The 23,988-nt window shown below is 61.6% G+C and carries 29 protein-coding genes; 12 read left to right on the top strand and 17 right to left on the bottom strand.

The window, feature by feature from the left end; genetic code table 11:
• Positions 1-49 precede the first annotated feature (49 nt).
• The gene (gene algW, locus C4K38_RS04825; RefSeq protein ID WP_025806436.1) at positions 50-1,204 is read left to right on the top strand and encodes a Do family serine endopeptidase AlgW; all 1,155 of its coding nucleotides are present in this window, start codon (positions 50-52) and stop codon (positions 1,202-1,204) included.
• A gap of 53 nt (positions 1,205-1,257) precedes the next feature.
• On the opposite strand, the gene hisC is transcribed toward algW, so the two are convergent.
• The 10 genes from hisC to C4K38_RS04775 form a co-directional block, all read right to left on the bottom strand.
• On the bottom strand, positions 1,258-2,310 hold the full coding sequence (gene hisC / locus C4K38_RS04820) for a histidinol-phosphate transaminase (RefSeq protein ID WP_053277479.1): 1,053 nt from the start codon (positions 2,308-2,310) through the stop codon (positions 1,258-1,260).
• 2 nt (positions 2,311-2,312) lie between these two features.
• A complete protein-coding gene (gene hisD, locus C4K38_RS04815) occupies positions 2,313-3,641 on the bottom strand; it encodes a histidinol dehydrogenase (RefSeq protein WP_053277478.1) in 1,329 nt (442 codons plus the stop codon).
• 123 nt (positions 3,642-3,764) lie between these two features.
• On the bottom strand, positions 3,765-4,400 hold the full coding sequence (gene hisG / locus C4K38_RS04810) for an ATP phosphoribosyltransferase (RefSeq protein ID WP_025806433.1): 636 nt from the start codon (positions 4,398-4,400) through the stop codon (positions 3,765-3,767).
• 127 nt (positions 4,401-4,527) lie between these two features.
• On the bottom strand, positions 4,528-5,793 hold the full coding sequence (gene murA, locus C4K38_RS04805; RefSeq protein ID WP_007929859.1) for a UDP-N-acetylglucosamine 1-carboxyvinyltransferase: 1,266 nt from the start codon (positions 5,791-5,793) through the stop codon (positions 4,528-4,530).
• A 22-nt stretch (positions 5,794-5,815) separates the two neighbouring features.
• Positions 5,816-6,067 carry a BolA family protein gene (locus tag C4K38_RS04800; RefSeq protein WP_007929860.1) on the bottom strand — a complete coding sequence of 84 codons (252 nt, stop codon included), beginning with the start codon at positions 6,065-6,067 and terminating at the stop codon, positions 5,816-5,818.
• A gap of 115 nt (positions 6,068-6,182) precedes the next feature.
• Positions 6,183-6,488, bottom strand: a complete 306-nt coding sequence (locus C4K38_RS04795) for an STAS domain-containing protein (protein ID WP_053277477.1) — start codon at positions 6,486-6,488, stop codon at positions 6,183-6,185.
• Entirely contained in the window at positions 6,485-7,138 is a 654-nt protein-coding gene (locus C4K38_RS04790) for an MlaC/ttg2D family ABC transporter substrate-binding protein (protein WP_053277476.1), read from the bottom strand. Before C4K38_RS04790 ends, C4K38_RS04795 begins: the two co-directional genes overlap by 4 nt.
• Before the next feature lie 10 nt (positions 7,139-7,148).
• Positions 7,149-7,616, bottom strand: a complete 468-nt coding sequence (mlaD, locus tag C4K38_RS04785) for an outer membrane lipid asymmetry maintenance protein MlaD (protein ID WP_007929863.1) — start codon at positions 7,614-7,616, stop codon at positions 7,149-7,151.
• Entirely contained in the window at positions 7,616-8,413 is a 798-nt protein-coding gene (mlaE, locus tag C4K38_RS04780) for a lipid asymmetry maintenance ABC transporter permease subunit MlaE (protein WP_053277475.1), read from the bottom strand. Before mlaE ends, mlaD begins: the two co-directional genes overlap by 1 nt.
• Positions 8,413-9,222: an ATP-binding cassette domain-containing protein gene (locus C4K38_RS04775; RefSeq protein WP_009042197.1), complete on the bottom strand. Its 810-nt coding sequence runs from the start codon at positions 9,220-9,222 to the stop codon at positions 8,413-8,415. The genes mlaE and C4K38_RS04775 overlap by 1 nt, the downstream gene beginning before the upstream one ends.
• Positions 9,223-9,497: 275 nt before the next feature.
• Between C4K38_RS04775 and C4K38_RS04770 the strand changes: the two genes are divergently transcribed.
• The 10 genes from C4K38_RS04770 to C4K38_RS04725 all read left to right on the top strand — a co-directional run bounded on the left by C4K38_RS04770 (position 9,498) and on the right by C4K38_RS04725 (position 16,521).
• Entirely contained in the window at positions 9,498-10,472 is a 975-nt protein-coding gene (locus tag C4K38_RS04770) for a KpsF/GutQ family sugar-phosphate isomerase (protein WP_007929866.1), read from the top strand.
• Complete coding sequence (locus C4K38_RS04765) at positions 10,472-10,996, top strand: KdsC family phosphatase (protein WP_053277474.1); 525 nt, start codon at positions 10,472-10,474, stop codon at positions 10,994-10,996. Before C4K38_RS04770 ends, C4K38_RS04765 begins: the two co-directional genes overlap by 1 nt.
• A gap of 8 nt (positions 10,997-11,004) precedes the next feature.
• Positions 11,005-11,577, top strand: a complete 573-nt coding sequence (lptC, locus tag C4K38_RS04760) for an LPS export ABC transporter periplasmic protein LptC (RefSeq protein ID WP_053277473.1) — start codon at positions 11,005-11,007, stop codon at positions 11,575-11,577.
• Positions 11,564-12,109: a lipopolysaccharide transport periplasmic protein LptA gene (lptA, locus tag C4K38_RS04755; RefSeq protein WP_053277472.1), complete on the top strand. Its 546-nt coding sequence runs from the start codon at positions 11,564-11,566 to the stop codon at positions 12,107-12,109. The genes lptC and lptA overlap by 14 nt, the downstream gene beginning before the upstream one ends.
• Entirely contained in the window at positions 12,109-12,834 is a 726-nt protein-coding gene (lptB, locus tag C4K38_RS04750) for an LPS export ABC transporter ATP-binding protein (RefSeq protein WP_007929870.1), read from the top strand. Before lptA ends, lptB begins: the two co-directional genes overlap by 1 nt.
• Before the next feature lie 182 nt (positions 12,835-13,016).
• A complete protein-coding gene (locus C4K38_RS04745; RefSeq protein WP_009047001.1) occupies positions 13,017-14,510 on the top strand; it encodes an RNA polymerase factor sigma-54 in 1,494 nt (497 codons plus the stop codon).
• Between the two features lie 79 nt (positions 14,511-14,589).
• On the top strand, positions 14,590-14,895 hold the full coding sequence (gene hpf / locus C4K38_RS04740; protein WP_007929872.1) for a ribosome hibernation-promoting factor, HPF/YfiA family: 306 nt from the start codon (positions 14,590-14,592) through the stop codon (positions 14,893-14,895).
• Between the two features lie 12 nt (positions 14,896-14,907).
• Positions 14,908-15,372 (top strand): PTS IIA-like nitrogen regulatory protein PtsN, encoded by a 465-nt coding sequence (ptsN, locus tag C4K38_RS04735; RefSeq protein WP_053277471.1) that lies wholly within the window; start codon positions 14,908-14,910, stop codon positions 15,370-15,372.
• A 2-nt stretch (positions 15,373-15,374) separates the two neighbouring features.
• Positions 15,375-16,232, top strand: a complete 858-nt coding sequence (rapZ, locus tag C4K38_RS04730; protein WP_038630614.1) for an RNase adapter RapZ — start codon at positions 15,375-15,377, stop codon at positions 16,230-16,232.
• Positions 16,233-16,248: 16 nt separating this feature from the next.
• The gene (locus C4K38_RS04725; protein ID WP_025806425.1) at positions 16,249-16,521 is read left to right on the top strand and encodes an HPr family phosphocarrier protein; all 273 of its coding nucleotides are present in this window, start codon (positions 16,249-16,251) and stop codon (positions 16,519-16,521) included.
• 30 nt (positions 16,522-16,551) lie between these two features.
• On the opposite strand, the gene C4K38_RS04720 is transcribed toward C4K38_RS04725, so the two are convergent.
• From C4K38_RS04720 to pmbA, 6 genes are all read right to left on the bottom strand, one after another.
• Positions 16,552-17,445 (bottom strand): ZIP family metal transporter, encoded by an 894-nt coding sequence (locus C4K38_RS04720; RefSeq protein WP_053277470.1) that lies wholly within the window; start codon positions 17,443-17,445, stop codon positions 16,552-16,554.
• Between the two features lie 32 nt (positions 17,446-17,477).
• Positions 17,478-18,089, bottom strand: a complete 612-nt coding sequence (locus C4K38_RS04715; protein WP_053277469.1) for a superoxide dismutase — start codon at positions 18,087-18,089, stop codon at positions 17,478-17,480.
• Between the two features lies 1 nt (position 18,090).
• Positions 18,091-18,540, bottom strand: a complete 450-nt coding sequence (locus tag C4K38_RS04710; protein WP_053277468.1) for a DUF2753 family protein — start codon at positions 18,538-18,540, stop codon at positions 18,091-18,093.
• A 27-nt stretch (positions 18,541-18,567) separates the two neighbouring features.
• Positions 18,568-19,944 (bottom strand): class II fumarate hydratase, encoded by a 1,377-nt coding sequence (locus C4K38_RS04705; RefSeq protein WP_053277467.1) that lies wholly within the window; start codon positions 19,942-19,944, stop codon positions 18,568-18,570.
• Positions 19,937-20,332: a hypothetical protein gene (locus tag C4K38_RS04700; RefSeq protein ID WP_053277466.1), complete on the bottom strand. Its 396-nt coding sequence runs from the start codon at positions 20,330-20,332 to the stop codon at positions 19,937-19,939. Before C4K38_RS04700 ends, C4K38_RS04705 begins: the two co-directional genes overlap by 8 nt.
• A gap of 174 nt (positions 20,333-20,506) precedes the next feature.
• On the bottom strand, positions 20,507-21,853 hold the full coding sequence (gene pmbA, locus C4K38_RS04695) for a metalloprotease PmbA (protein ID WP_009046994.1): 1,347 nt from the start codon (positions 21,851-21,853) through the stop codon (positions 20,507-20,509).
• 108 nt (positions 21,854-21,961) lie between these two features.
• Between pmbA and yjgA the strand changes: the two genes are divergently transcribed.
• Positions 21,962-22,483 (top strand): ribosome biogenesis factor YjgA, encoded by a 522-nt coding sequence (gene yjgA / locus C4K38_RS04690; protein ID WP_025806420.1) that lies wholly within the window; start codon positions 21,962-21,964, stop codon positions 22,481-22,483.
• Between the two features lie 48 nt (positions 22,484-22,531).
• On the opposite strand, the gene tldD is transcribed toward yjgA, so the two are convergent.
• A complete protein-coding gene (gene tldD, locus C4K38_RS04685; protein WP_053277465.1) occupies positions 22,532-23,974 on the bottom strand; it encodes a metalloprotease TldD in 1,443 nt (480 codons plus the stop codon).
• Positions 23,975-23,988: the final 14 nt, after the last annotated feature.

Below are 23,988 nucleotides of genomic sequence, written 5' to 3'. Positions count from 1 at the left end.
GACATTATGGGCCGTCCCGGGCGGCCTGCAACCTCTCAGGACTTGCTCAATGCTCAAGGCTCTGCGTTTTTTTGGCTGGCCGCTGTTGGCCGGCGTGCTTATCGCGTTGCTGATAATTCAGCGTTACCCGCAATGGGTCGGCCTGCCCAGCCTGGACGTCAACCTGCAGCAAGCCCCGCAAACCAAGGCGCTTCGACAAGGCCCGGTGTCCTATGCCGATGCCGTGGCGATCGCTGCGCCGGCGGTGGTCAACCTGTACACCACCAAGGTCATCAACAAACCGGCGCACCCGTTGTTCGAGGACCCGCAGTTCCGCCGCTTCTTCGGCGACAACCTGCCCAAGCAGCAGCGCATGGAGTCAAGCCTGGGTTCCGGGGTGATCATGAGCCCCGAAGGTTATCTGCTGACCAACAACCACGTGACCTCCGGCGCCGAACAGATTGTGGTGGCGCTCAAGGACGGTCGTGAAACCCTGGCCCATGTGATCGGCAGCGACCCGGAAACCGACCTGGCGGTCCTCAAGATCGACCTGAAGAACCTGCCCTCGATCACCGTCGGACGCTCCGACAGCATTCGCATCGGCGACGTGACCCTGGCCATCGGCAACCCGTTCGGGGTCGGCCAGACCGTGACCATGGGCATCATCAGCGCCACCGGGCGCAATCAGCTGGGCCTGAACAACTACGAAGACTTCATCCAGACCGACGCGGCGATCAACCCGGGCAACTCCGGCGGCGCGCTGGTGGATGCCAACGGCAACCTGACCGGGATCAACACGGCGATCTTCTCCAAGTCCGGCGGCTCCCAGGGCATTGGCTTCGCCATCCCGATCAAGCTGGCCATGGAGGTGATGAAATCGATCATCGAGCACGGCCAGGTGATTCGTGGCTGGCTGGGCATCGAGGTGCAGCCGCTGACCCAGGAACTGGCCGAGTCGTTCGGCTTGTCCGGGCGCCCGGGCATCGTGGTGGCGGGGATTTTCCGCGACGGTCCTGCGCAAAAGGCCGGCATGCAGTTGGGTGACGTGATTCTCAGCATCGATGGCGAACCGGCCGGCGATGGCCGTCGCTCGATGAACCAGGTGGCGCGGATCAAACCCAGCGACAAAGTCAGCATCCAGGTAATGCGCAACGGCAAGGAGCTCAAGCTCACCGCCGAAATCGGCCTGCGCCCGCCACCGGCGCCGGTCAAGGAAAAAGAGTAAAAGCATCGCCAGCCAGCTCGCTCCAACAGGAGAGGGCTGGCTCGCGCTAGGGCTTACAGCTCGCCCAGGCCGTCGATCAGGGCCTGGTTCTGCTCCGGCGTACCGATACTGATTCGCAGGAACTGGGCAATCCGCTCCTGCTTGAAGTGCCGGACAATCACCCCCTGCTCCCGCAGCTTGGACGCCAGGCCCGCCGCATCATGTCGTGGGTGACGGGCAAAGATGAAGTTGGCAGCCGACGGCAGCACTTCAAAGCCCTTGGCGCGCAACTGCGCCACCACCTGCTCGCGACTGTCGATCACCAGCTGGCAGGTCTTGGCGAAGTACTCGCGATCATCGAACGCCGCCGCGGCGCCAACTATCGCCAGGCGATCCAGCGGGTAGGAGTTGAAGCTGTTCTTGATCCGCTCCAGCGCCTCTATCAGGTCCGGGTGCCCCACCGCCAGGCCGACCCGCAGGCCAGCCAGGGAACGGGACTTGGACAGGGTCTGGGTCACCAGCAGGTTCGGATAGCGGTCCACCAGGCTGATGGCGGTTTCACCGCCGAAGTCGATGTACGCCTCGTCCACCACCACGACCGAATCCGGGCTGGCCTTGAGGATCTGCTCGACGGCCTCCAGGGCCAGCAGGCAGCCGGTCGGCGCGTTCGGGTTGGGGAAGATGATCCCGCCGTTCGGCCTGGCGTAATCGGCTGGGCGGATCTGGAACTGCTCGTCCAGCGGCACCGCGTCGAAGTCGATGCCGTACAGGCCGCAATACACCGGATAGAAGCTGTAGCTGATGTCCGGGAACAGCAGCGGTTGGTCGTGCTGCAGCAAGCCGTGGAAGATGTGCGCCAGCACTTCGTCGGAACCGTTGCCGAGGAACACCTGGTTGCTCTGTACCCCGTAATACCGGGCCACCGCCTGCTTGAGCAGGTCGCTGTTGGGGTCCGGGTACAGGCGCAGGTTGTCGTTCAGTTCGCCCTGCATCGCGGCCAGAGCCTTGGGCGACGGGCCGTAAGGGTTTTCGTTGGTGTTGAGCTTGACCAGCCTGGTCAGCTTCGGCTGTTCGCCCGGCACATAGGGCACCAAGTCCTTGACGAATGGACTCCAGAATTTACTCATGCTTATTGCCCCTGTTCCTGGTCAGCGATGATCCGGTATTCCGCACTGCGGGCGTGGGCGCTCAGCGACTCGCCACGGGCCAGCACCGAGGCGGTCTTGCCCAGTTCGGAAGCGCCCTGCTCGGAGCAGAAAATGATCGACGAACGTTTCTGGAAGTCATACACCCCCAGCGGCGAGGAGAAACGTGCCGTGCCGGAAGTCGGCAGCACGTGGTTCGGGCCCGCGCAGTAGTCGCCCAGGGCCTCGGAGGTGTGACGGCCCATGAAGATCGCGCCGGCGTGACGGATCTGCGGCAGCCAGGCCTGGGGATCGGCGACGGACAGCTCGAGGTGCTCCGGAGCGATGCGGTTGGCCACGTCAATGGCCTGTTGCATGTCACGCACCTGGATCAGGGCGCCACGGCCGTTGATCGAGGTATTGATGATTTCCGCGCGCTCCATGGTCGGCAGCAGCTTGGCGATGCTGGCGGCGACCTGGTCGAGGAACGCCGCGTCCGGGCTGACCAGGATCGCCTGGGCGTCTTCGTCGTGCTCGGCCTGGGAGAACAGGTCCATGGCGATCCAGTCCGGATCGGTCTGGCCGTCGCACACCACCAGGATCTCCGAAGGACCGGCGATCATGTCGATGCCGACCTGGCCGAATACGTGGCGCTTGGCGGTGGCCACATAGATGTTGCCCGGGCCGACCACCTTGTCCACCTGAGGCACGCTTTCGGTGCCGTAGGCCAGGGCGGCAACGGCCTGGGCGCCACCGATGGTGAACACCCGGTCGACGCCGGCGATGCAGGCCGCAGCCAGCACCAGTTCATTGACCTCGCCACGCGGGGTCGGCACCACCATCACCACTTCGGTGACGCCAGCGACTTTGGCCGGAATGGCATTCATCAATACCGAGGATGGATAAGACGCCTTGCCGCCCGGCACATACAGGCCGGCGCGATCCAGCGGCGTGACCTTCTGGCCCAGCACCGTGCCGTCGGCCTCGGTGTAGCTCCAGGAGTCCTGTTTCTGTTTTTCGTGGTAGCTGCGCACCCGTGCCGCGGCCTTTTCCAGGGCTTCGCGCTGGGCCGCGGTGATCCGGGTCAGGGCCAGTTCCAGGCGCTCGCGCGGCAGGATCAGGTCGGCCATGGACGCCACTTGCAGGCCGTCGAAACGCTGGGTGAATTCCACCAGCGCCGCGTCGCCGCGCTCGCGCACCGCCTTGATGATGTCCAGCACCCGCTGATTGACCGAGTCGTCAGACACACTTTCCCAGCTCAGCAGATGATCCAGATGATGCGCGAAATCCGGGTCAGCAGCGTTGAGTCGGCGAATTGCAGTGGGAGCGGTCATAGCGAGGGCCTCATTGAATAGCTAATGCTCAGGCACCCTAAGCTACCAGTCCATTCGCGCGGGCACCTGAGAAAATTGGCTATGACACGGATAGACGGGCGCGGCTAGCGCCGCGCGAGTGAATCAACCGCGGTGTCGCGACTCCACTGCTTTGCGCAGGGTGTCGATCAGTGCCTGGATGCGGGCGTGCTGCATTTTCATGGAGGCCTTGTTGACCACCAGACGGGAACTGATCATGGAAATCAGCTCCTGGGGCTCCAGGCCGTTGGCCCGCAGGGTGTTGCCGGTGTCGACCACGTCGATGATCTTGTCCGCCAGGCCGATCAGCGGCGCCAGCTCCATCGAGCCGTACAGCTTGATGATGTCGACCTGGCGACCCTGCTCGGCGTAGTAGCGCTTGGCAACATTGACGAACTTGGTGGCGACACGCAGGCGGCCCTTGGGCTCGGCCGCGCCGATGGCACCGGCGGTCATCAGCTTGCACTGGGCGATCTGCAGGTCCAGCGGCTCGTACAGGCCCTGGCCGCCGTATTCCATCAGCACATCTTTACCGGCAACGCCGAGGTCGGCGGCACCATGTTCGACATAGGTCGGCACGTCGGTGGCGCGCACGATCAGCAAGCGCACATCGGCCTGGGTCGTGGGGATGATCAGCTTGCGGCTCTTGTCCGGATTCTCGGTGGGCACGATGCCGGCTTCAGCCAGAAGCGGCAAGGTGTCATCAAGGATGCGGCCCTTGGACAGTGCGATGGTCAACATGGGAAACGTAAGTCCTTATCAGGATACTCATGCCCGGTCGCAAACGGCGCCAGACACGCATCGAGCCTGAACACAGGCTCGACTTGGAACGAAACCTTGGGGCACGTCCCTGTGCCCATCACGCAAACTAGCCCGGTACGCGGCGGATCTTGGCGCCGAGCATCTGCAGCTTCTCTTCGATGCACTCGTAACCACGGTCGATGTGGTAGATGCGATCGATCAGGGTGTCGCCTTCGGCCATCAGGGCCGAGATCACCAGGCTGGCCGAAGCCCGCAGGTCGGTGGCCATGACAGGGGCGCCCTTGAGGATTTCGGTACCGGTGACGATGGCAGTGTTGCCTTCGACCTGGATCTTCGCGCCCATGCGGTGCAGTTCGTAGACGTGCATGAAGCGGTTTTCGAAGATGGTCTCGATCACTGCGCCCGTGCCTTCGGCAATGGCGTTGAGGGAGATGAACTGGGCCTGCATGTCGGTCGGGAACGCCGGGTACGGCGCGGTACGCACATTGACCGCCTTCGGACGCTTGCCGTGCATGTTCAGCTCGATCCAGTCCTCGCCGGTGGTGACTTCGGCGCCGGATTCCTTGAGTTTTTCCAGGACGGCTTCGAGGATGGTCGGATCGGTGTCCTTGACCTTCACGCGACCGCCGGTCACGGCAGCGGCGACCAGGTAGGTGCCGGTTTCGATGCGGTCAGGCATGACCTTGTAGGTCGCCGAGTGCAGGCGCTCGACACCGTCGATGGTGATGGTGTCGGTACCGGCGCCGGAAACCTTGGCGCCCATGGCGTTGAGGAAGTTCGCCAGGTCGACCACTTCAGGTTCGCGGGCAGCGTTCTGCAGCACGCTGCGGCCTTTGGCCAGCGCGGCGGCCATCATGATGTTCTCGGTACCGGTCACACTCACGGTATCGAAGAAGAAGTGCGCACCGCGCAGGCCGCCTTCAGGCGCCTTGGCCTTGATGTAGCCACCTTCGACGTCGATCACCGCGCCCATGGCTTCCAGGCCGCGGATGTGCAGGTCGACCGGACGCGAACCGATGGCGCAACCGCCAGGCAGCGCGACTTCGGCTTCGCCGAAACGGGCAACCATCGGGCCCAGCACCAGGATCGAGGCACGCATGGTCTTGACCAGCTCATAAGGAGCAACCAGGGTCTTGATGGTGCGTGGGTCGATTTCGACGCTGAGCTTCTCATCGATCACCGGCTCAATGCCCATGCGACCGAACAGCTCGATCATGGTGGTGATGTCGTGCAGGTGCGGCAGGTTGGCGACCGTGACCGGGCCATCGCACAGCAGGGTTGCCGCCAGAATCGGCAGGGCAGAGTTCTTTGCCCCGGAAATGCGGATCTCGCCATCAAGACGAACGCCGCCGGTAATAATCAATTTATCCATAAGAATCTCGACGCCCTTGGGCTCAGGTGCGCTCGGCCCAGGCCGCGCTGCTGAAAAATTTCATAGTGACCGCATGGATGCTGCCATCGGCGATCCACGGGTTCAAATGGGCATAGATGCTCTGCTGACGCTTGACCGGACTCAAGGCCACCAGTTCGTCACTGATCACGTTCAACTGAAAGTTGCAGCCTTCGCCCTCAACTTCTACCTGAACGGATGAAAGAGTCTCGGACAGCTTTCCTTCAAGGAAGCTCTTCACTTCGTTGGCCTGCATGCTCAACCTCAATCGGCGCCCTGTGCGCGCGGGTCGGACATCATACAAAAAAGCCCCGCGCCTGCGAACCCCGCATAGCAGGACTCTGACGGGGGGCTTGCTTGTCGATGGGTTGCTAAGGCTGCGCCAGCAGCTCGGTCAAACCGGAAACCTCGGCGATTTCGCGCATGTCTTCGGGCAACGCGCGGATGCTGACGGCCTTGCCGGCCGCCGCGGCATCGCGCATGAAGGCCAGCAGCAACGACAAGCCGACGCTGCTGGATTTCTCTACCGCCGAACAGTCGAGCACCAGCGCCGCCGCGGTGCTGGAGGCGATCAGCGCCTGCCCCTGCTTGCGCAGGCCCGGGCCGGAGCGATAGTCCAGCACACCGCTGATCAGCAGGTCGCCGGCTTCACCCAGACGGACGGCCGACTCACTCATTTCGTGACCTTCTCAGGCGAGTTTTCGGTTGATTCCTTGGCCTTGGCCACTTCGCCAGCCCAGTTGTTGATGGTCTTGTCCAGGTCGTTGCCGTTGCGCTGCATGGCATCGGCGAACTGATCGCGGAACAGCTTGCCGATATTGATGCCGTTGATGATCACGTTGCGCAGCTTCCACTCGCCGTTGATCTTCTCCAGCGTGTAGGACACAGGATAGACCGCGCCGTTGCTGCCCTTGACCGTCATGCCGACGCTGGTACGGTCTCCCGACTCGTCCTTGGCAGGATCAACGACGATGCCCTGGTTGTTGTACTCCAGCAAAGCGTTGCCATAGAACTGGAACAGGCCCTTCTTGAAGTTTTCCTCAAAGGTGCGCATTTGCTCCGGCGTGGCCTTACGCGAGTACTTGACTGTCATGATGCTCTTGGAAATACCTTCGGCATCCACGACCGGACCCACGATGCTGTTCAGCGCCGTATAAAAGTCCTGCGGGTCTTGCTTGTACTTTTCTTTGTTGGCGGCCAGGTCGGCCAGCAGACGGCTGGTGGTGTCCTGTACCAGATCATGCGCGGAAGGCGCCGCCACGGCGTGAGCCATCAACGGCAACGCCGCCAGTAATACCAACAGGCTACGTCGCAAGGTAGAGATCATGAAAAAGTCCTCATTTGGCGTCTTTGCTAACGGTATTGAGCAGGAATTTACCGATCAGGTCCTCAAGTACCAGTGAAGACTGGGTGTCGTGGATGGTCCCGCCATCCTTGAGCAACGTGTCTTCGCCGCCGACGCTGATACCAATGTATTTCTCGCCAAGCAGCCCAGCGGTCAGGATAGATGCAGTCGAGTCGGTCGGCAGGTTATCTACGCGTTTTTCCAACTGCAGCGTGACCCGACCGGTGAAACTGTCGCGGTCCAGATCGATAGCCGTGACCTTGCCGATGGTCACACCGGCCATGGTCACTTTAGCTCTGACCGTCAAACCGGCGATATTGTCGAAATATGCGTAAAGTTTATAAGTATCGGTGCTCGAGGTCGGGGACAAGCCACTGACCCGCAAGGCAAGCAACAACAAAGCCAGGATGCCAGCCAGCAGGAAAAGGCCGACACCGATTTCCAGGGTGCGGTTTTGCATCAGAAATCTCCAAACATCAAGGCGGTCAGAATAAAGTCCAGGCCGAGTACGGCCAACGAGGCGTACACAACGGTCTTGGTAGTGGCACGACTGATCCCCTCTGAAGTGGGCTCGCAGTCATAGCCTTGGAATACGGCGATCCAGGTCACGACAAAGGCGAAAACGATGCTCTTGATGATGCCATTGAGCACGTCATCGCTGAACGTCACACTGTTTTGCATGTTCGACCAGTAGGAACCTTCATAGACCCCCAGCCAGTCGACGGCCACCCACGAACCGCCCCAGATGCCCACCACGCTGAAAATGATCGCCAGCAACGGCAGGGAAATGAAACCGGCCCACAGACGTGGCGCGACAATGTATTTGAGCGGGTCGACACCGATCATCTCCAGGCTGGAGAGCTGTTCGGTGGCTTTCATGTTGCCGATTTCCGCGGTCAACGCCGAACCGGCCCGGCCGGCGAAGAGCAATGCCGTGACCACCGGCCCCAGTTCACGCAGCAGGGTCAGGGCGACCATCTGCCCCACCGCCTGCTCCGAACCGTAGCTGGACAGGATATTGAAGCCCTGCAGCGCCAGCACCATGCCGATGAATATCCCGGAGACCACGATGATCACCAGGGACATCACGCCCACCGAATGCAGCTGCTTGACCAGCAGGCCGAAGCTGCCGCCGATACTGCCGCGGCCGAACAACACATGAAACAGCATCAGGCTCGAACGCCCGAGCACCGCGAGAACGTCGATGCCCGAGCGACCGAACAGACGAATTCGCTCCAATAAAGATACTTTGCGCATCAGCGCTTCCCCAGAAGATCTGCGCGGTAGTCCGGCGCTGGAAAGTGAAAGGGTACCGGACCGTCGGGGTCGCCTTTCATGAACTGGCGGATCCGCGGGTTATCGGAATCCATCAGTTCGTCGGGCGTACCCTGCCCCAGCACCTGGCCATCGCCCACCACATAGATGTAGTCGGCGATGCTCGCGGTTTCCGCCAGATCATGGGAAACCACGATGCTGGTGATACCCAGCGCGTCGTTGAGCAGGCGGATCAGGCGCACCAGCACGCCCATGGCGATGGGGTCCTGGCCTACGAACGGCTCGTCGTACATGAGGATCTGCGGGTCCAGGGCGATGGCCCGGGCCAGGGCCACACGACGCTTCATGCCGCCGGACAGCTCGTCGGGCATCAGGTCGATGGCACCGCGCAACCCGACCGCCTGCAACTTGAGCAGGACGATATCGCGGATCATTTCATCCGGCAGCTGGGTATGAACGCGCAGCGGAAAGGCGACGTTCTCGAACACATCGAGATCGGTAAACAGCGCGCCGCTCTGAAACAGCACGCCCATCTGCTTGCGGGCGTCGAACAGATCGCCACGCGACAATTTGGGCAGGTTCTGGCCGTTGACCCAGACTTCACCGCTGCTGGGGCGCAACTGCGCGCCCATCAACCGCAGGAGCGTGGTCTTGCCGCAACCGGAAGGCCCCATGATGCCGGTGACCTTGCCCCGTGGAATACGGATATCGACATTATTGAAGATGCTGCGCGCACCGCGCTTGAAGGACAGTCCCTTCAGCTCGACCGCGTAGGCGTTATCGGCACTCATCTAAACTCCTTGCGATGCAGCCTCACACTCGGACGCTTGGCTCCCTGCCGGGAGTACATGCACCCAGGGCAGGCCGAACTGGCGGCGAACTATATCACTGCTGATACGGAGCCCCCAAGGCCGAAGCCATCTGTGTTCAGGTTCACGACAGGCTAAAACGGGCTTTACAGAACAATTCCAGCCTATAGAAGGACAAAGGCTGACGAACTTGCGTGAGGGAATCGATCATTACCGCTATAATCGCCGCCTTTTCATCAGGCTATACGATTTCTGACATGAGCCAATCCAGCGACCTGATTCAATCGGCACAACGCACCATCCGCCTCGAGATAGAAGCCGTACAAGGCTTGCTGCCACATATCGACGCAGATTTCGTACGCGCTTGCGAGATGATTCTGGCCAGCAAAGGCCGCGTAGTAGTGGTCGGAATGGGCAAGTCCGGGCATATCGGCAACAAAATCGCCGCCACCCTGGCCAGCACCGGTACCACTGCGTTTTTTGTCCATCCGGCCGAAGCCAGCCATGGCGACATGGGCATGATTACCCGGGACGACGTGATCCTCGCCCTGTCCAACTCTGGCTCGACCAATGAAATCGTGACCCTGTTGCCGCTGATCAAGCGCCTGGGCATCCAGTTGATCAGCATTACCGGCAACCCTGACTCACCGCTGGCCAAGGCCGCCGAGGTCAACCTCAACGTCCAGGTCGAGCAAGAGGCCTGCCCGCTGAACCTGGCCCCGACCTCCTCGACCACCGCCGCCCTGGTCATGGGCGACGCCCTGGCCGTGGCGCTGCTGGAAGCCCGCGGCTTCACCGCCGAAGACTTCGCCTTCTCCCATCCGGGCGGCGCCTTGGGCCGTCGCCTGCTGCTGAAGGTCGAGAACGTCATGCATGCCGGCGAACAGCTGCCACAGGTCCAGCGTGGCACCCTGCTCAAGGATGCCTTGATGGAAATGACCCGCAAGGGCCTGGGCATGACCGTCATTGTCGAAGCCGATGGGCGCCTGGCCGGAGTCTTCACCGACGGTGACCTGCGCCGCACCCTGGACCGCACCATCGACATTCACCACACCACCATCGATGAAGTCATGACCGTTCACGGCAAGACCGCCCGCGCCGAAATGCTGGCGGCCGAAGCCCTGAAAATCATGGAAGACAATCGAATCAACGCACTGGTCGTGGTGGACAAGGACGATCGCCCGATCGGCGCCTTCAACCTGTCCGACCTGCTGCGCGCGGGAGTCATGTAATGAGCACGGATCTGCTGCAACGCGGCAAGAACATCAAGCTGGCGGTATTCGACGTCGACGGCGTACTGACCGACGGTCGCCTGTACTTCCTCGAAGACGGCAGCGAGTTCAAGACCTTCAACACCCTCGATGGCCAGGGCATCAAGATGCTGATGGCCACGGGCATACAGACGGCAATCATCAGCGGACGCAAGACGCCGGTGGTCGAGCGTCGGGCGAAGAACCTGGGGATTCCCCATCTGTTTCAGGGCCGCGAGGACAAACTGGTGGTGCTGGACGGGCTTCTTGCCCAACTGGGCCTAAGCTATGAGCAGGTCGCCTACCTGGGCGACGATCTGCCGGACCTGCCGGTGATCCGCCGGGTCGGCCTGGGCATGGCCGTCGCCAATGCCGCCAGCTTTGTCCGTGAACACGCCCATGGCGTCACCCAGGCCCGTGGCGGCGAAGGTGCCGCCCGCGAGTTCTGCGAGCTGATCCTGCGCGCCCAAGGCAGCCTTGAAGCGGCCCACGCCGCCTACTTATAGAGCCTCCCATGCTGAGCAAAAAGATTCGCAACATCCTGATCTTCGGCATCATCACCGCGCTGTTCCTGGCGGTGGGATACTGGAACATCAGCCCGGAACGCTTCCTCGACAAGCCGGTTGCGCAGGTCGACGAAAGCGCCATCGACTACTACGCCATCAACGCCCATAGCGTGCAGTACCTGCCTGACGGCAAGCTGCAGTACGAAATGACGTCCGACAAGGTCGAACACCTCAAGGCCACCGAGGTGACACTGCTGACCAAGCCGGACCTGCAGATGTATCGCGGCACCGCCTTCCCCTGGCACGTCCAGAGCGAACACGGCGAAGTCAACCCGGACGGCACCCAGGTCGAGTTGATCGATTCGGTACGGGTTTCCCGCACCGACGAGAAAAATCGCAACCTGCTGATCACCACGACCCGCATGACAGTATTCCCGCAGAAGCAATATGCGCAGACCGATCAAGACGTTAGAATCGACGGCGCCGGCGGCGTGACGACTGGCAAGGGAATGAAAGCGTATTTGAAAGACGGCAGGATGAACCTGCTATCGAACGTAAGAGGACAGTATGAGGCTCGTTAAAACCCTCCCTATTTTGCTCGGTCTGGGCGCAGCACTGGGAAGCGTGAGCGCCTGGGCTCTGCCGAACGATAGCCAGCAACCCATCCGCATCCAGGCCGACGACGCTCAACTGGACGACAAGAATGGCGTAGCCACCTACAGAGGCGACGTGATCATCACCCAGGGCTCGATGAAGGTCACCGGCAATACCGTGACCATCACCCGCACCCAGACCGGTGACATCGACGTGGTGACCTCGGTGGGCAACCTGGCCTACTTCGAACAGATTCAAACCCAGGGCGACACCAAGCCGGTCCAGGGCTACGGCGTGACCATCCAGTACCACGCTGCGCAGAACCGCGTCGTGCTGATCGACCGCGCCAAAGTCGTCGACAAGGACGGCAACATCACCCAGGGCGAGAAGATCGTCTACGACACCGACAAGAAGCTGGCCAGCGCCGGTCGCGCCACCGGCAGCAAGGTCACCGAGTCGCGTCCACGGATCGACATGGTCATCCAGCCGAAAAAGAAAACTGACGAAAAGGCCCAGTAATGGCAACTCTGAAAGCTCAGCACCTGGCCAAGAGCTACAAGAGCCGCCAGGTCGTGCGTGACGTCAGCCTGTCCATCGACAGCGGCCAGATCGTCGGCCTGCTCGGCCCCAACGGCGCCGGCAAGACCACCTGCTTCTACATGATCGTCGGCCTGGTCCAGGCCGATCAGGGACGCATCCTGATCGACGACCTGGATGTCAGCCACCAGCCGATGCACGGCCGCGCCCGCGCCGGGATCGGTTACCTGCCGCAGGAAGCCTCGATCTTCCGCAAGCTCTCGGTGGCCGACAACATCATGGCCATCCTCGAGACCCGCAAGGAGCTCGACAAGGCCGGCCGTCGCCAGGAACTGGAAAGCCTGCTGCAGGAATTCCACATCAACCATATTCGCGACAACCTCGGCATGAGCCTCTCCGGTGGTGAACGTCGCCGTGTGGAAATCGCTCGCGCACTGGCCACCGCCCCCAAGTTCATCCTGCTCGACGAACCCTTCGCCGGCGTGGACCCGATCTCGGTAGGCGACATCAAGCAGATCATTCACCACCTGAAGGCCAAAGGCATCGGGGTGCTCATCACCGACCACAACGTCCGTGAAACCCTGGATATCTGCGAAACCGCCTACATCGTCAACGACGGCCAGCTGATCGCCGAAGGCGACGCCGAAACCATCCTCGCCAACGAGCTGGTCAAGGAAGTGTACCTGGGCCATGAGTTCCGCCTGTAAGCCCTGAGGTGTTTGGCTGGTCGCCAGAGCGCCCGCCCCAATAAAACCCTGCTGTTTTTATTGTTACAGCGCTCTAGGCAAACACTTCAGTTTCAGGCATATAATTTGCTTATGTTTGGCGCTCACGCGCCCTGTAGTGGATGGCGCATGTGCGCCGGCGAATAAGGTGTTAAGCCCCTGCCATGAAACCATCGCTAGTCCTCAGAATGGGCCAGCAGCTGACGATGACACCGCAGCTGCAACAGGCCATCCGCCTGCTCCAATTGTCGACCCTGGACCTGCAACAGGAGATCCAGGAGGCCCTGGAGTCCAACCCGATGCTCGAGCGCCAGGAAGAAGGCGACGACTTCGATAACACCGATCCGCTGGCCGACAACGCCGAGCAGAAACCCAATACCGATATCCAGGAACCCTCCTACCAGGAAACCGCCCCGACGGTGGACAACCTCGAGGACGGCGAATGGAACGAACGCATTCCCAACGATCTGCCAGTCGATACCGCCTGGGAAGACGTCTACCAGACCAGCGCCAGCAGCCTGCCCAGCAACGATGACGACGAGTGGGACTTCACCACCCGCACCTCGGCCGGCGAAAGCCTGCAGAGCCATCTGCTCTGGCAGTTGAACCTGGCGCCCATGTCCGACACCGATCGCCTGATCGCCGTGACCCTGATCGACTGCATCAACAATCAGGGCTATCTGGATGAAACCCTCGAGGAAATCCTCGAAGCCTTCGATCCGGAGCTGGACATCGAACTCGATGAAATCGAGGCCGTCCTGCACCGCATCCAGCAGTTCGAGCCCGCCGGCATCGGCGCCCGCAACCTGGGTGAATGCCTGCTGCTGCAACTGCGCCAGCTACCCGCCAAGACCCCCTGGCTGACTGAAGCCAAGCGCCTGGTCACCGACTTCATCGACCTGCTCGGCAGCCGCGACTACAGCCAGCTGATGCGGCGCATGAAGCTCAAGGAAGACGAACTGCGCCAGGTCATCGAGCTGGTACAGAGCCTCAACCCACGGCCGGGCTCGCAAATCGAATCCACCGAAGCCGAATACGTGGTCCCCGACGTCATAGTGCGCAAGGACAACGAACGCTGGCTGGTGGAGCTGAACCAGGAGTCCGTGCCGCGCCTGCGCGTCAACCCGCAGTACGCCGGCTTCGTGCGGCGCGCCGACACCAGCGCCGACAACACCTTCATGCGCAATCAGCTGCAGGAGGCCCGCTGGTTCATCAAGAGCCTGCAGAGCCGTAACGAAACCCTGATGAAAGTCGCCACCCAGATCGTCGAGCATCAGCGCGGCTTCCTCGAGTACGGCGATGAAGCGATGAAACCGCTGGTCCTGCATGACATCGCCGAAGCGGTGGGCATGCACGAATCGACGATTTCACGGGTGACCACGCAAAAATTCATGCATACCCCACGGGGCATTTATGAACTGAAATACTTTTTCTCCAGCCACGTAAGTACCTCCGAAGGCGGTGAATGCTCGTCCACGGCGATCCGCGCGATCATCAAAAAACTGGTCGCCGCGGAAAATCAGAAAAAGCCGTTGAGTGACAGCAAGATCGCTGGTTTACTGGAGGCACAAGGCATTCAGGTAGCCCGTCGTACCGTCGCCAAGTACCGCGAATCCCTGGGGATCGCGCCTTCCAGCGAACGGAAGCGGTTGATGTAACCGCCGGGCTCGCCACAGCGTTTCAGTGGCAGGTCAATCGACCTGCCGCTTTATGCACTGGCAACGAAGGAGAAGCTGTATGCAAGTCAACATCAGTGGACACCAACTGGAAGTGACCGAACCCCTGCGCGCTTACATCGGCGAAAAACTCGACCGACTGGAGCGGCACTTTGACAAGATTACCAATGTGCAGGTAACGCTGGCCGTCGAGAAACTGAAGCAGAAAATCGAGGCCACGCTGCACATCCATGGTGGGGAAGTCGTCGCCAATGCAGAACATGACGACATGTATGCCGCAATCGACTTGCTCACGGACAAGCTTGACCGCCAACTGAAAAAGCATAAGGAAAAGCAACTCCACCTTCTCCAAGGCACGGGTCGCTAACACTCCCCTCCCATGATCCGACTTGAAAGCATCCTGACCCCCGGCCGTTCCCTGATGAACGTGCCGGGCGGCAGTAAAAAACGCGCCCTCGAACAAATTGCCAACCTGATCAGCCGCGAAGTGCCCGATCTGGAGATGCAAGATGTCTTCGAAAGCCTGATTGCCCGTGAAAAACTGGGTTCCACCGGTTTTGGCAACGGCATCGCCATTCCACACTGCCGCCTCAAAGGCTGTGAGTCGCCCATCAGTGCCCTGATGCACCTGGACGCTCCCATCGATTTCGACGCCATCGACGGCGCCCCGGTCGACCTGCTGTTCGTACTACTGGTCCCGGAAGCCGCCACCGATGCGCACCTGGAACTGCTCCGGCAGATTGCCAGCATGCTGGACCGCAAAGAAGTGCGCGACAAGCTGCGCAGCGCCAGCAGCAACGAAGCCTTGTACAAGGTTGTCCTGGACGAACAGAACGGTCAGTAATCATGCGTTTGATCATCGTCAGCGGCCGGTCCGGCTCAGGTAAAAGCACTGCCCTCGATGTACTCGAGGACAACGGCTACTACTGCATCGACAACCTGCCAGCCGGGCTGTTGCCCGAACTGGCCGAGCGGGCGCTGATCCATACCGAACTGACACAGCCACTGGTCGCCGTGTCGATCGACGCCCGTAACCTGCCAAGCCACCTGTCGCGCTTCCCCGAACTGCTCGAGGAAGTACGCAGCCGGCATATCCAGTGCGATGTGCTGTACCTGGACGCTGACGAAGAAACCCTGCTCAAGCGCTTTTCCGAGACCCGCCGTCGCCACCCCTTGAGCAGCAACAACCGCTCGCTGGCCGAGGCGATCCAGGACGAAAGCCATCTGCTGGGTCCGATTGCCGACCTGGCCGATCTCAAGGTCAACACCACCAACCTGAACCTGTATCAACTGCGCGATACCATCAAGTTGCGCCTGCTGAACCAACCGGAGCCAGGTACCGCCTTTCTGGTGGAGTCCTTCGGGTTCAAGCGCGGCATGCCAGTCGATGCCGACCTGGTGTTCGATGTGCGCTGCCTGCCCAACCCCTACTGGAAGCCCGAATTGCGCGACCAGTCCGGGCTCGACCAGCCGGTCGCCGAATACCTGGCCGCCCAGCCGGACGTCGAGGAAATGTTCCAGGACATCTCCAGCTACCTGCTGAAATGGTTGCCCCGTTTCGCCGCCAGCAACCGCGCCTACGTCACTATTGCCATTGGCTGCACGGGCGGCCACCACCGCTCGGTCTACCTGACCGAACGCTTGGGCCAAGTCCTGCAAAAGTCCCTGAAGAACGTCCAGGTTCGCCACCGCGACCTTAGCTGAAAGGATCTACCCCGCGATGCCTGCTCTGGAAATTGAAATCATCAACAAACTGGGTCTGCATGCCCGTGCCTCGGCAAAATTCGTCGGCGTGGCCGGTCAGTTTCCTTGCCAGATCCGCGCCGGGAGAACCCCGGAGTCGATGGTCGACGGCAAGAGCATCATGGCAATGATGATGCTGGCCGCCGGCAAGGGCACCAGGATTCATCTGAAGACAGAAGGTGACCAGGAGCAGGAGGCGCTTGAAGCGCTGGTGGCACTGATCAACAACTTCTTCGACGAAGGCGAGTAAGGCCGGCAGGGCAAACCTGCCGCCAGGCACTCAAGCGAGTGCCGTGTCCATGACCATCATCAGGCAAAAACCGACGCACAAGCCCAGGCTGGCCAGCTTTTCATGACCGTTGCGGCGTGATTCGGGGATTACCTCATGAGTGACCACCAGCAGCATGGCCCCCGCCGCCAGCGCCAGCCCGAGCGGCAACAGCATCTCGGCCAGGCTCACCAGCCACGCACAAAGCAAAGCGAACACCGGCTCCACCAGGCCTGAAGCGGCACCGATCAGGAACGCCTTGACCCTGGACATGCCCGCGCCAGCCAGCACAAGGGCAATCACCAGGCCTTCCGGCACGTCCTGCAAGGCGATCCCCATAGCCAGGCTGTCCGCCTCCGGCATGCCGCCACCCGCGGAAACGCCTACGGCCATTCCTTCGGGAATGTTGTGGGCGATGATGGCAAATACAAACAGCCAAATGCGCGGCGGGATGACCGGGTACTCAAGGGTGCCTACCAACTTCTCCGGGTTGCCCCCCGACACCTTGCGATCCACCAGAAACAGCCCCAAGGCACCCAGCATGATGCCGAAGCTGATCAGGCCACTCGAAGCCCAGGGCGACAATCCGAGTTTTTCCGCCGCGGCGATACCGGGCACGATCAGCGAAAATGCCGTGGCCGCCAGCATCACCCCGGCGCCGAACCCCAACAGGGTGTCGCTCAGCGCCAGCGGCATCTTGCGAATCACCAGCACCGGCACGGCCCCCAGCGCGGTTCCCAGGGCACAGACCGCCCCACCCTGTAATGCACGCAACAAGCGAGGTTCCAGGTCCAGCCAGGACAAACCCTGGGCAACCAGCAATGCAGTACCCGCCAACAGCAACAGCGAACCGAACGCGTAACGAAACATCCGTCCGCTGCTGATCGTCAGTGTTTCAGTGCCCATAGTCAGCCTTAGGTCTTTTTATCGGTGGGGGCTCAAACCAGCGCGGCCTGATAGCGCTGGGCTACTTCAGGCCAATTGATCACGTTGTAGAACGCATTGATGTATTCCGGCCGCCGGTTCTGGTAACGCAGGTAATACGCGTGCTCCCACACGTCCAGACCGAGAATCGGGGTATTGCCGTTCATCAACGGGCTGTCCTGGTTGCCGCTGCTCTCGACGATCAGGGTCTTTTGCGGGGTCACGCTGAGCCAGGCCCAACCGCTGCCGAAACGCGTGAGCGCGGCCTTGGTGAAGGCCTCCTTGAAACTCTCGAAACCACCCAGTTGCTCATCGATTGCCTTGGCCAGCGCACCGTCCGGCTTTCCTCCTCCGGTCGGCGCCATCACTGCCCAGAACAACGAATGGTTGGCATGGCCGCCGCCCTGGTTGATCACCGCTGCACGCAGTTTCTCCGGCAGCTGCTGGACCCCGGCCACCAGTTTCTCCACCGACCAGTCGGCCCATTCGGTACCTTCCACGGCCGCATTGAGGTTGTTGATGTAGGTCTGGTGGTGCTTGGTGTAGTGAATCTCCATGGTCTGCGCATCGATGTGCGGTTCCAGGGCGTCGTAGGCGTAGGGCAATGCAGGCAAGGTAAAGGACATATCAATGTGCTCCGTAATGAGGGGCATTCGGGGTCGCGGTGCCGGAAGTCGATTGCGCGACATTGCTCTCCAGCAGGCGATGGGTACGGGGGTATTCACCGTGCTCACCGATGAAGTTGAGCAACTCGACATAGGTCTTGCTGCTCTGGCGCAGCGCGGCTTCCCGCAGTGCCGGCGCCAGGCGGTTGTCCTGCATGGTCTGCAACAGCCGCTGGTGAATGGCGCAGAGGTATTCCGCGCTCTCCTCCGGCTGGTTCAGGCGCAGGTGCAGGTCCGCCAGGTTGTGATGGGAGATGACACAGGCCGCCACCGCTTCGTCGGCATCGCTCCAGCGCTCGAACAGCACCTGCGCCAGGGCCAGGGCCTGCAAGTAATACTCACGGGCATCCACCAGGTCGCCCTGCATGAAGAAACGGTTTGCCCTTTCGATCGTGCGTTTCCAGTGCTCCATGGTGAACCTCCAAAGCAATGTCGGGATTTACACGCCGCCCGCGGTGAGTTTTTCCGGGTCGAGCAGGATCTCCAGCTGGCTGCGTGACAGATCAGTGTGTTCAAGGGCGACGTCGATCACCGGGCGCCCCTGCTTGTAGGCGGTCTTGGCGATTTCAGCGGCCTTCTGGTAACCGATGATCGGGTTGAGCGCCGTGACCAGGATCGGGTTGCGCGACAGCGCCTCCTTGAGCTTGGGCTCATTGACCTTGAAGCTGGCGATCGCCTTGTCCGCCAGCAGGCGGCTGGAGTTGGCCAGCAGCTCGATGCTGCTCAGCAGGTTCTGCGCGATGATCGGCAGCATGACGTTCAGCTCGAAGTTGCCCGACTGCCCCGCCACTGTGATCGTGGTGTCGTTGCCGATCACCTGGGCCGCCACCATCGCCGTGGCTTCCGGAATCACCGGATTGACCTTGCCCGGCATGATCGAAGACCCCGGTTGCAGCCCTTCCAGCTCGATTTCGCCGAGACCGGCCAGCGGCCCCGAGTTCATCCAGCGCAGGTCGTTGGCGATCTTCATCAAGGTTACGGCGCTGGCCTTGAGCTGGCCGGAAACCGCCACCGCAGTGTCCTGGGAACCGATCAGGGCAAACAGGTTCTTGCCCGGCGTGAACTGCACCTGGGTCAGGCTGCTCAATTGCCGGCTGAAACCCGCGGCGAATTGCGGGTGAGCGTTGATTCCGGTGCCCACCGCGGTACCACCTTGCGCCAGGGATTGCAGGCTCGGCAGCAGATCCTGCAGGTGGCCGATATTGGCCTTGAGCTGCTGCGCCCAACCTTCCAGCACCTGGCTCATGCGCACCGGCATCGCGTCCATCAGGTGGGTACGGCCGGTCTTGATGAACGGATGGACCTCCACCGCCTTGCGCTCGATGACCTGTACCAGATGCACCAGCGCCGGCAGCAGTTGTTCGTGCAAGCCCAGCGCGGCGCTGACGTGAATAGTGGTCGGAATGATGTCGTTGCTGCTCTGCCCACAGTTCACATGGTCGTTGGGGTTGACCGGCTCGCCGAGCAGACGGCTGGCCAGGGTGGCGATGACTTCGTTGGCATTCATGTTGGAACTGGTGCCGGACCCGGTCTGGAAGATATCCACCGGGAAGTGCTGCATGAAGTCGCCTTCCAGCAGGCCCTGGGCGGCGTCGACTATGGCCTTGCCCTGGGACTCGCTCAGTTGCTTGAGTTCGACGTTGGCCTTGGCCGCGGCCGCCTTGGCCAGGATCAGCGCGCGGATAAACTGCGCCGGCATGCGCTGGTGACTGATGGGAAAGTTATCCACTGCACGCTGGGTCTGTGCGCCATACAGCGCCTGCTCCGGAACATGCAGTTCGCCCATGCTGTCGCGTTCGATACGGGTATTACTCATCGGGAAATCCTTGCACCAGTTCGATAAGAGGAATGGATGGCAGCAACGAGCAGGTCGCCAGTTGCCAGGCATGGCTTTGCCAGCGCTTGAGCCGGCATTTGCAGAAAGACAGGCGTTCCAGGTCACGCAACGGGCGCCAGGCCTGGTCCAGGCACTGGCTGCGCCAATGCCAGGGCAGCGCGGTATCGGTGGCGGTGTCGAACAACAGGCGGAATGAGGTTTCGGCGATCAGCCAGGGCGAGGTGGCGGTGCAACACGCCAGGTAGCGCCCTTCGGCCAGGTAATGCTCGATCAGGCGCGGTTCGTCCGGATCGAGGGCACAACGGATCTGGCGGCTCATCCAGCGCCAGCTTTCGAGGTAAGGCTGCTCGTGCAAGGCAGAACTCATGACCTGGGCTCATTCGATAATGAGATTTATTATTATATGATATTGAGAATCAAAACAAGTTTAAGACCAAGCTCCCCTGCACAGGTCGCTACGGTTCGTCAGTGACCGAAACCCAGGCAATAAAAAAGCGCGCGCCCCAGACGGGACGCGCGCTTTCGTTGACGCTGTTACGACTTAGCTGCCAGCGACCGTCATGCGTTCGATCAATACCGAACCGGTGCGGATATTGCTGCGCAGTTCCAGATCGTTACCGACGGCAATGATCTGCTTGAACATGTCGCGCATGTTGCCGGCAATGGTGACCTCCTGGACAGCGAACTGGATTTCGCCATTTTCGACCCAGAAACCGGCCGCGCCCCGAGAGTAATCGCCGGTGACCATGTTCAGCCCGTGGCCCATCAGTTCGGTGACCAGCAGGCCCCGGCCCATACGCCGCAGCAAGGCCGCCTGGTCTTCCTCGCCATGGGTCACGAACAGGTTGTGCACGCCACCGGCGTTGGCGGTGCTGGGCAGGCCGAGCTTGCGCCCGGAATAAGTCCCCAGCACGTAGGACACCAGCTCGCCGTTCTCGACGAAAGGCTTGGCGTAGGTGGCCAGGCCATCGCCATCGAAGGCCGAACTGCCCAGCGCGCGCATCAAGTGCGGACGCTCATCGATGGTCAGCCACTCGGGGAACAGCCGCTGCCCCAGCGCGCCCTCGAGGAAGGATGACTTGCGGTACAGGTTGCCGCCGGAAATCGCCCCGAGGAAGCTGCCGAACAGACCGCCAGCCAGTTCCGCAGAAAACAGCACCGGCACTTCGCAGGTCGGTACCGGGCGCGCGCCCAGGCGGCTCGCGGCACGTTGCGCGGCGCGCTGGCCGATGGTCACCGGGTCCGTCAGCAGATGGCCCTGGCGATTGACGTCGTACCAGTAGTCACGCTGCATCTGGCCGTCGGCCTCGGCGATCATCACGCAGCTCAAGCTGTGGCGAGTCGAGGCGTAACCGCCGATAAAACCGTGGCTGTTACCGTACACACGGCAGCCTTGATGGGTACTCAGGGTGGTGCCGTCGGCGTTCTTGATCCGGCTGTCGGCGGCAAAGGCCGCGGCTTCACAGGCCAGCGCCCGTTCGATGGCTTGCTCCGGGGTAATGTCCCAAGCGTGAAACAGGTCGAAGTCCGGCACGTCCCGGGCCATCAGGGCGGCATCGGCCAGCCCCGAGCTTTCGTCTTCCGAGGTGTGCTTGGCGATGGCCAGGGCCGCAGCGACGGTTTCGCGAATCGCTTCGGGACCACTGGCCGAGGTGCTGGCCGAGCCCTTGCGCTGGCCGACGTACAGCGTGATACCAAAACCCTGGTCGCGATTGAATTCGACGGTTTCCACTTCCCGCTGGCGAACCGAAGTCGACAGGCCCTGCTCCAGAGAAACCGCCACTTCGCAGGCACTGGCGCCCTGGCGCTTGGCCTCGGCGATGATCTGCTCGACTTGTTCCTGCAGTGCCGGCAAAGCCTGCGGGCCGACGCTTTGTGCTGCACTCATGGTTTTCTCCACTCAAATTCTGCTTTCGGTTAAGGCCTTCGAGCGACCGGGCCGGACAAGCGGCCCCCGACTGGTTATCATGGCGGCGTTTCTTTGCGGACTGCCACCATGGTTGATTCTTACGACGACTCCCTCGATGGGGAGAAAAGCAAATCCCAGGTCAAACGCGAGCTGCATGCTCTGGTTGACCTCGGCGAGCGCCTTACAACACTCAAGCCCGACTTGCTGAACAAACTGCCGTTGACCGACGCTCTGCGCCGGGCCCTGGCGGATGCGCCCAAGCATGTCGCCCATATCGCGCGTAAACGCCACCTGCAATTCATCGGCAAGCTGATGCGCGATCAGGACACCAGCGCGATCCTGGTGCTGCTGGACCAACTCGATGCCTCGACTCGCCAGTACAACGAACGTTTCCATGGCCTGGAGCGCTGGCGCGATCGCTTGATCGCGGGCGATGACGCGGTCCTGGAGAAGTTCGTCACCGACTATCCGGAAGCGGATCGTCAGCAGCTGCGCTCCCTGATTCGTCAGGCCCAGCATGAGGTGGCCCATAACAAGCCGCCTGCCTCCAGCCGTAAAATCTTCAAATACATTCGCGAGCTGGACGAGACTCAACGCGGTCTGCGCTGAGCCTCGACTCGGGTGGGTTGCCCTGCAACTCACCCGCCGCTTCACGCCTCAAGCGCCCGTGCCACCCACGGTGATCGCATCGATCTTCAAGGTCGGCTGGCCGACCCCCACCGGTACCGACTGCCCATCCTTGCCACAGGTCCCCACGCCGCTGTCCAGCGCCAGGTCGTTACCGACCATCGACACTCGACTCATGGCTTCCGGCCCGTTGCCGATCAGGGTCGCGCCTTTGACCGGCGCGGTGATCTTGCCGTCTTCGATCAGATAGGCCTCGCTGGTGGAGAACACGAACTTGCCACTGGTGATGTCCACCTGACCGCCACCCAGGTTGGCGCAGTAGATGCCTTTTTTCACCGAGGCGATGATTTCCGCCGGATCGCTTTCGCCACCCAGCATGTAGGTGTTGGTCATGCGCGGCATCGGCAGGTGCGCATAGGACTCGCGACGACCGTTACCGGTGCGGGCCACCCCCATCAGGCGGGCATTGAGCTTGTCCTGCATGTAGCCCTTGAGCACACCATTCTCGATCAGGGTGGTGCATTCAGTCGGGGTGCCTTCGTCGTCGATACTCAGGGAACCACGCCGCCCGGCCAGGGTGCCGTCGTCGACGATTGTGCAGAGTTTCGAGGCCACCATCTCGCCCATGCGACCGCTGTAGGCCGAGCTGCCCTTGCGGTTGAAATCGCCTTCCAGGCCATGGCCTACCGCTTCGTGCAACAGCACGCCGGACCAGCCGGAACCCAGTACCACCGGCAGAGTGCCAGCTGGCGCAGGGATGGCTTCCAGGTTGATCAGGGCCTGACGCAAAGCCTCACGGGCATACCCCATGGCGCGGTCTTCACTGAGGAAATAACGGTAATCGGTACGCCCGCCGCCGCCATGACCACCGCGCTCGCGGCGGCCGTTCTGCTCGACGATCACGCTGACGTTGAAGCGCACCAAAGGCCGCACATCCGCCGCCAGGCCGCCGTCGGTGGAGGCCACGAGAATGCGTTCCCAGACCCCGGCCATGCTGACGCTGACCTGCTGGATGCGTGGGTCGAGGGCACGGGTCGCGGCATCGACACGCTTGAGCAGCTCGACCTTTTCCGCGCGACTGATGACTTCCAGGGGGTTGTCCGGCGCATACAGCTGGGCCACGTCCTGGGTGGTAAAAGCCTGCACGGTGCCGTTCTGCCCGGCACGGGAAATCGAACGCGCGGCCCGGGCAGCCAGGCCAAGCGCTTCGAGGGTGATGGCATTGCTGTAGGCAAAACCGGTTTTCTCACCCGACTGCGCCCGCACGCCAACGCCCTGGTCCAGATTGAAGCTGCCTTCCTTGACGATGCCGTCTTCCAACGACCAGGACTCGGAAATCTGCCCCTGGAAATACAGGTCGGCGGCATCGATACCTGGGCCGGCCAGATCGCCCAGCACGCCCTGCAGGCTTTCCAGGGTCACGCCGCCGGGCGCCAGAAGGTGTTCACTGACTGAAGATAACAACCCGCTCATATGCTTTACGCCTT

Source organism: Pseudomonas chlororaphis subsp. piscium (assembly GCF_003850345.1).
Taxonomy (GTDB): Bacteria; Pseudomonadota; Gammaproteobacteria; order Pseudomonadales; family Pseudomonadaceae; genus Aquipseudomonas; species Aquipseudomonas piscium.
The sequence above is the reverse complement of the archived record's forward strand: the minus strand, read 5'-3'. Positions and strand labels throughout refer to the sequence as shown.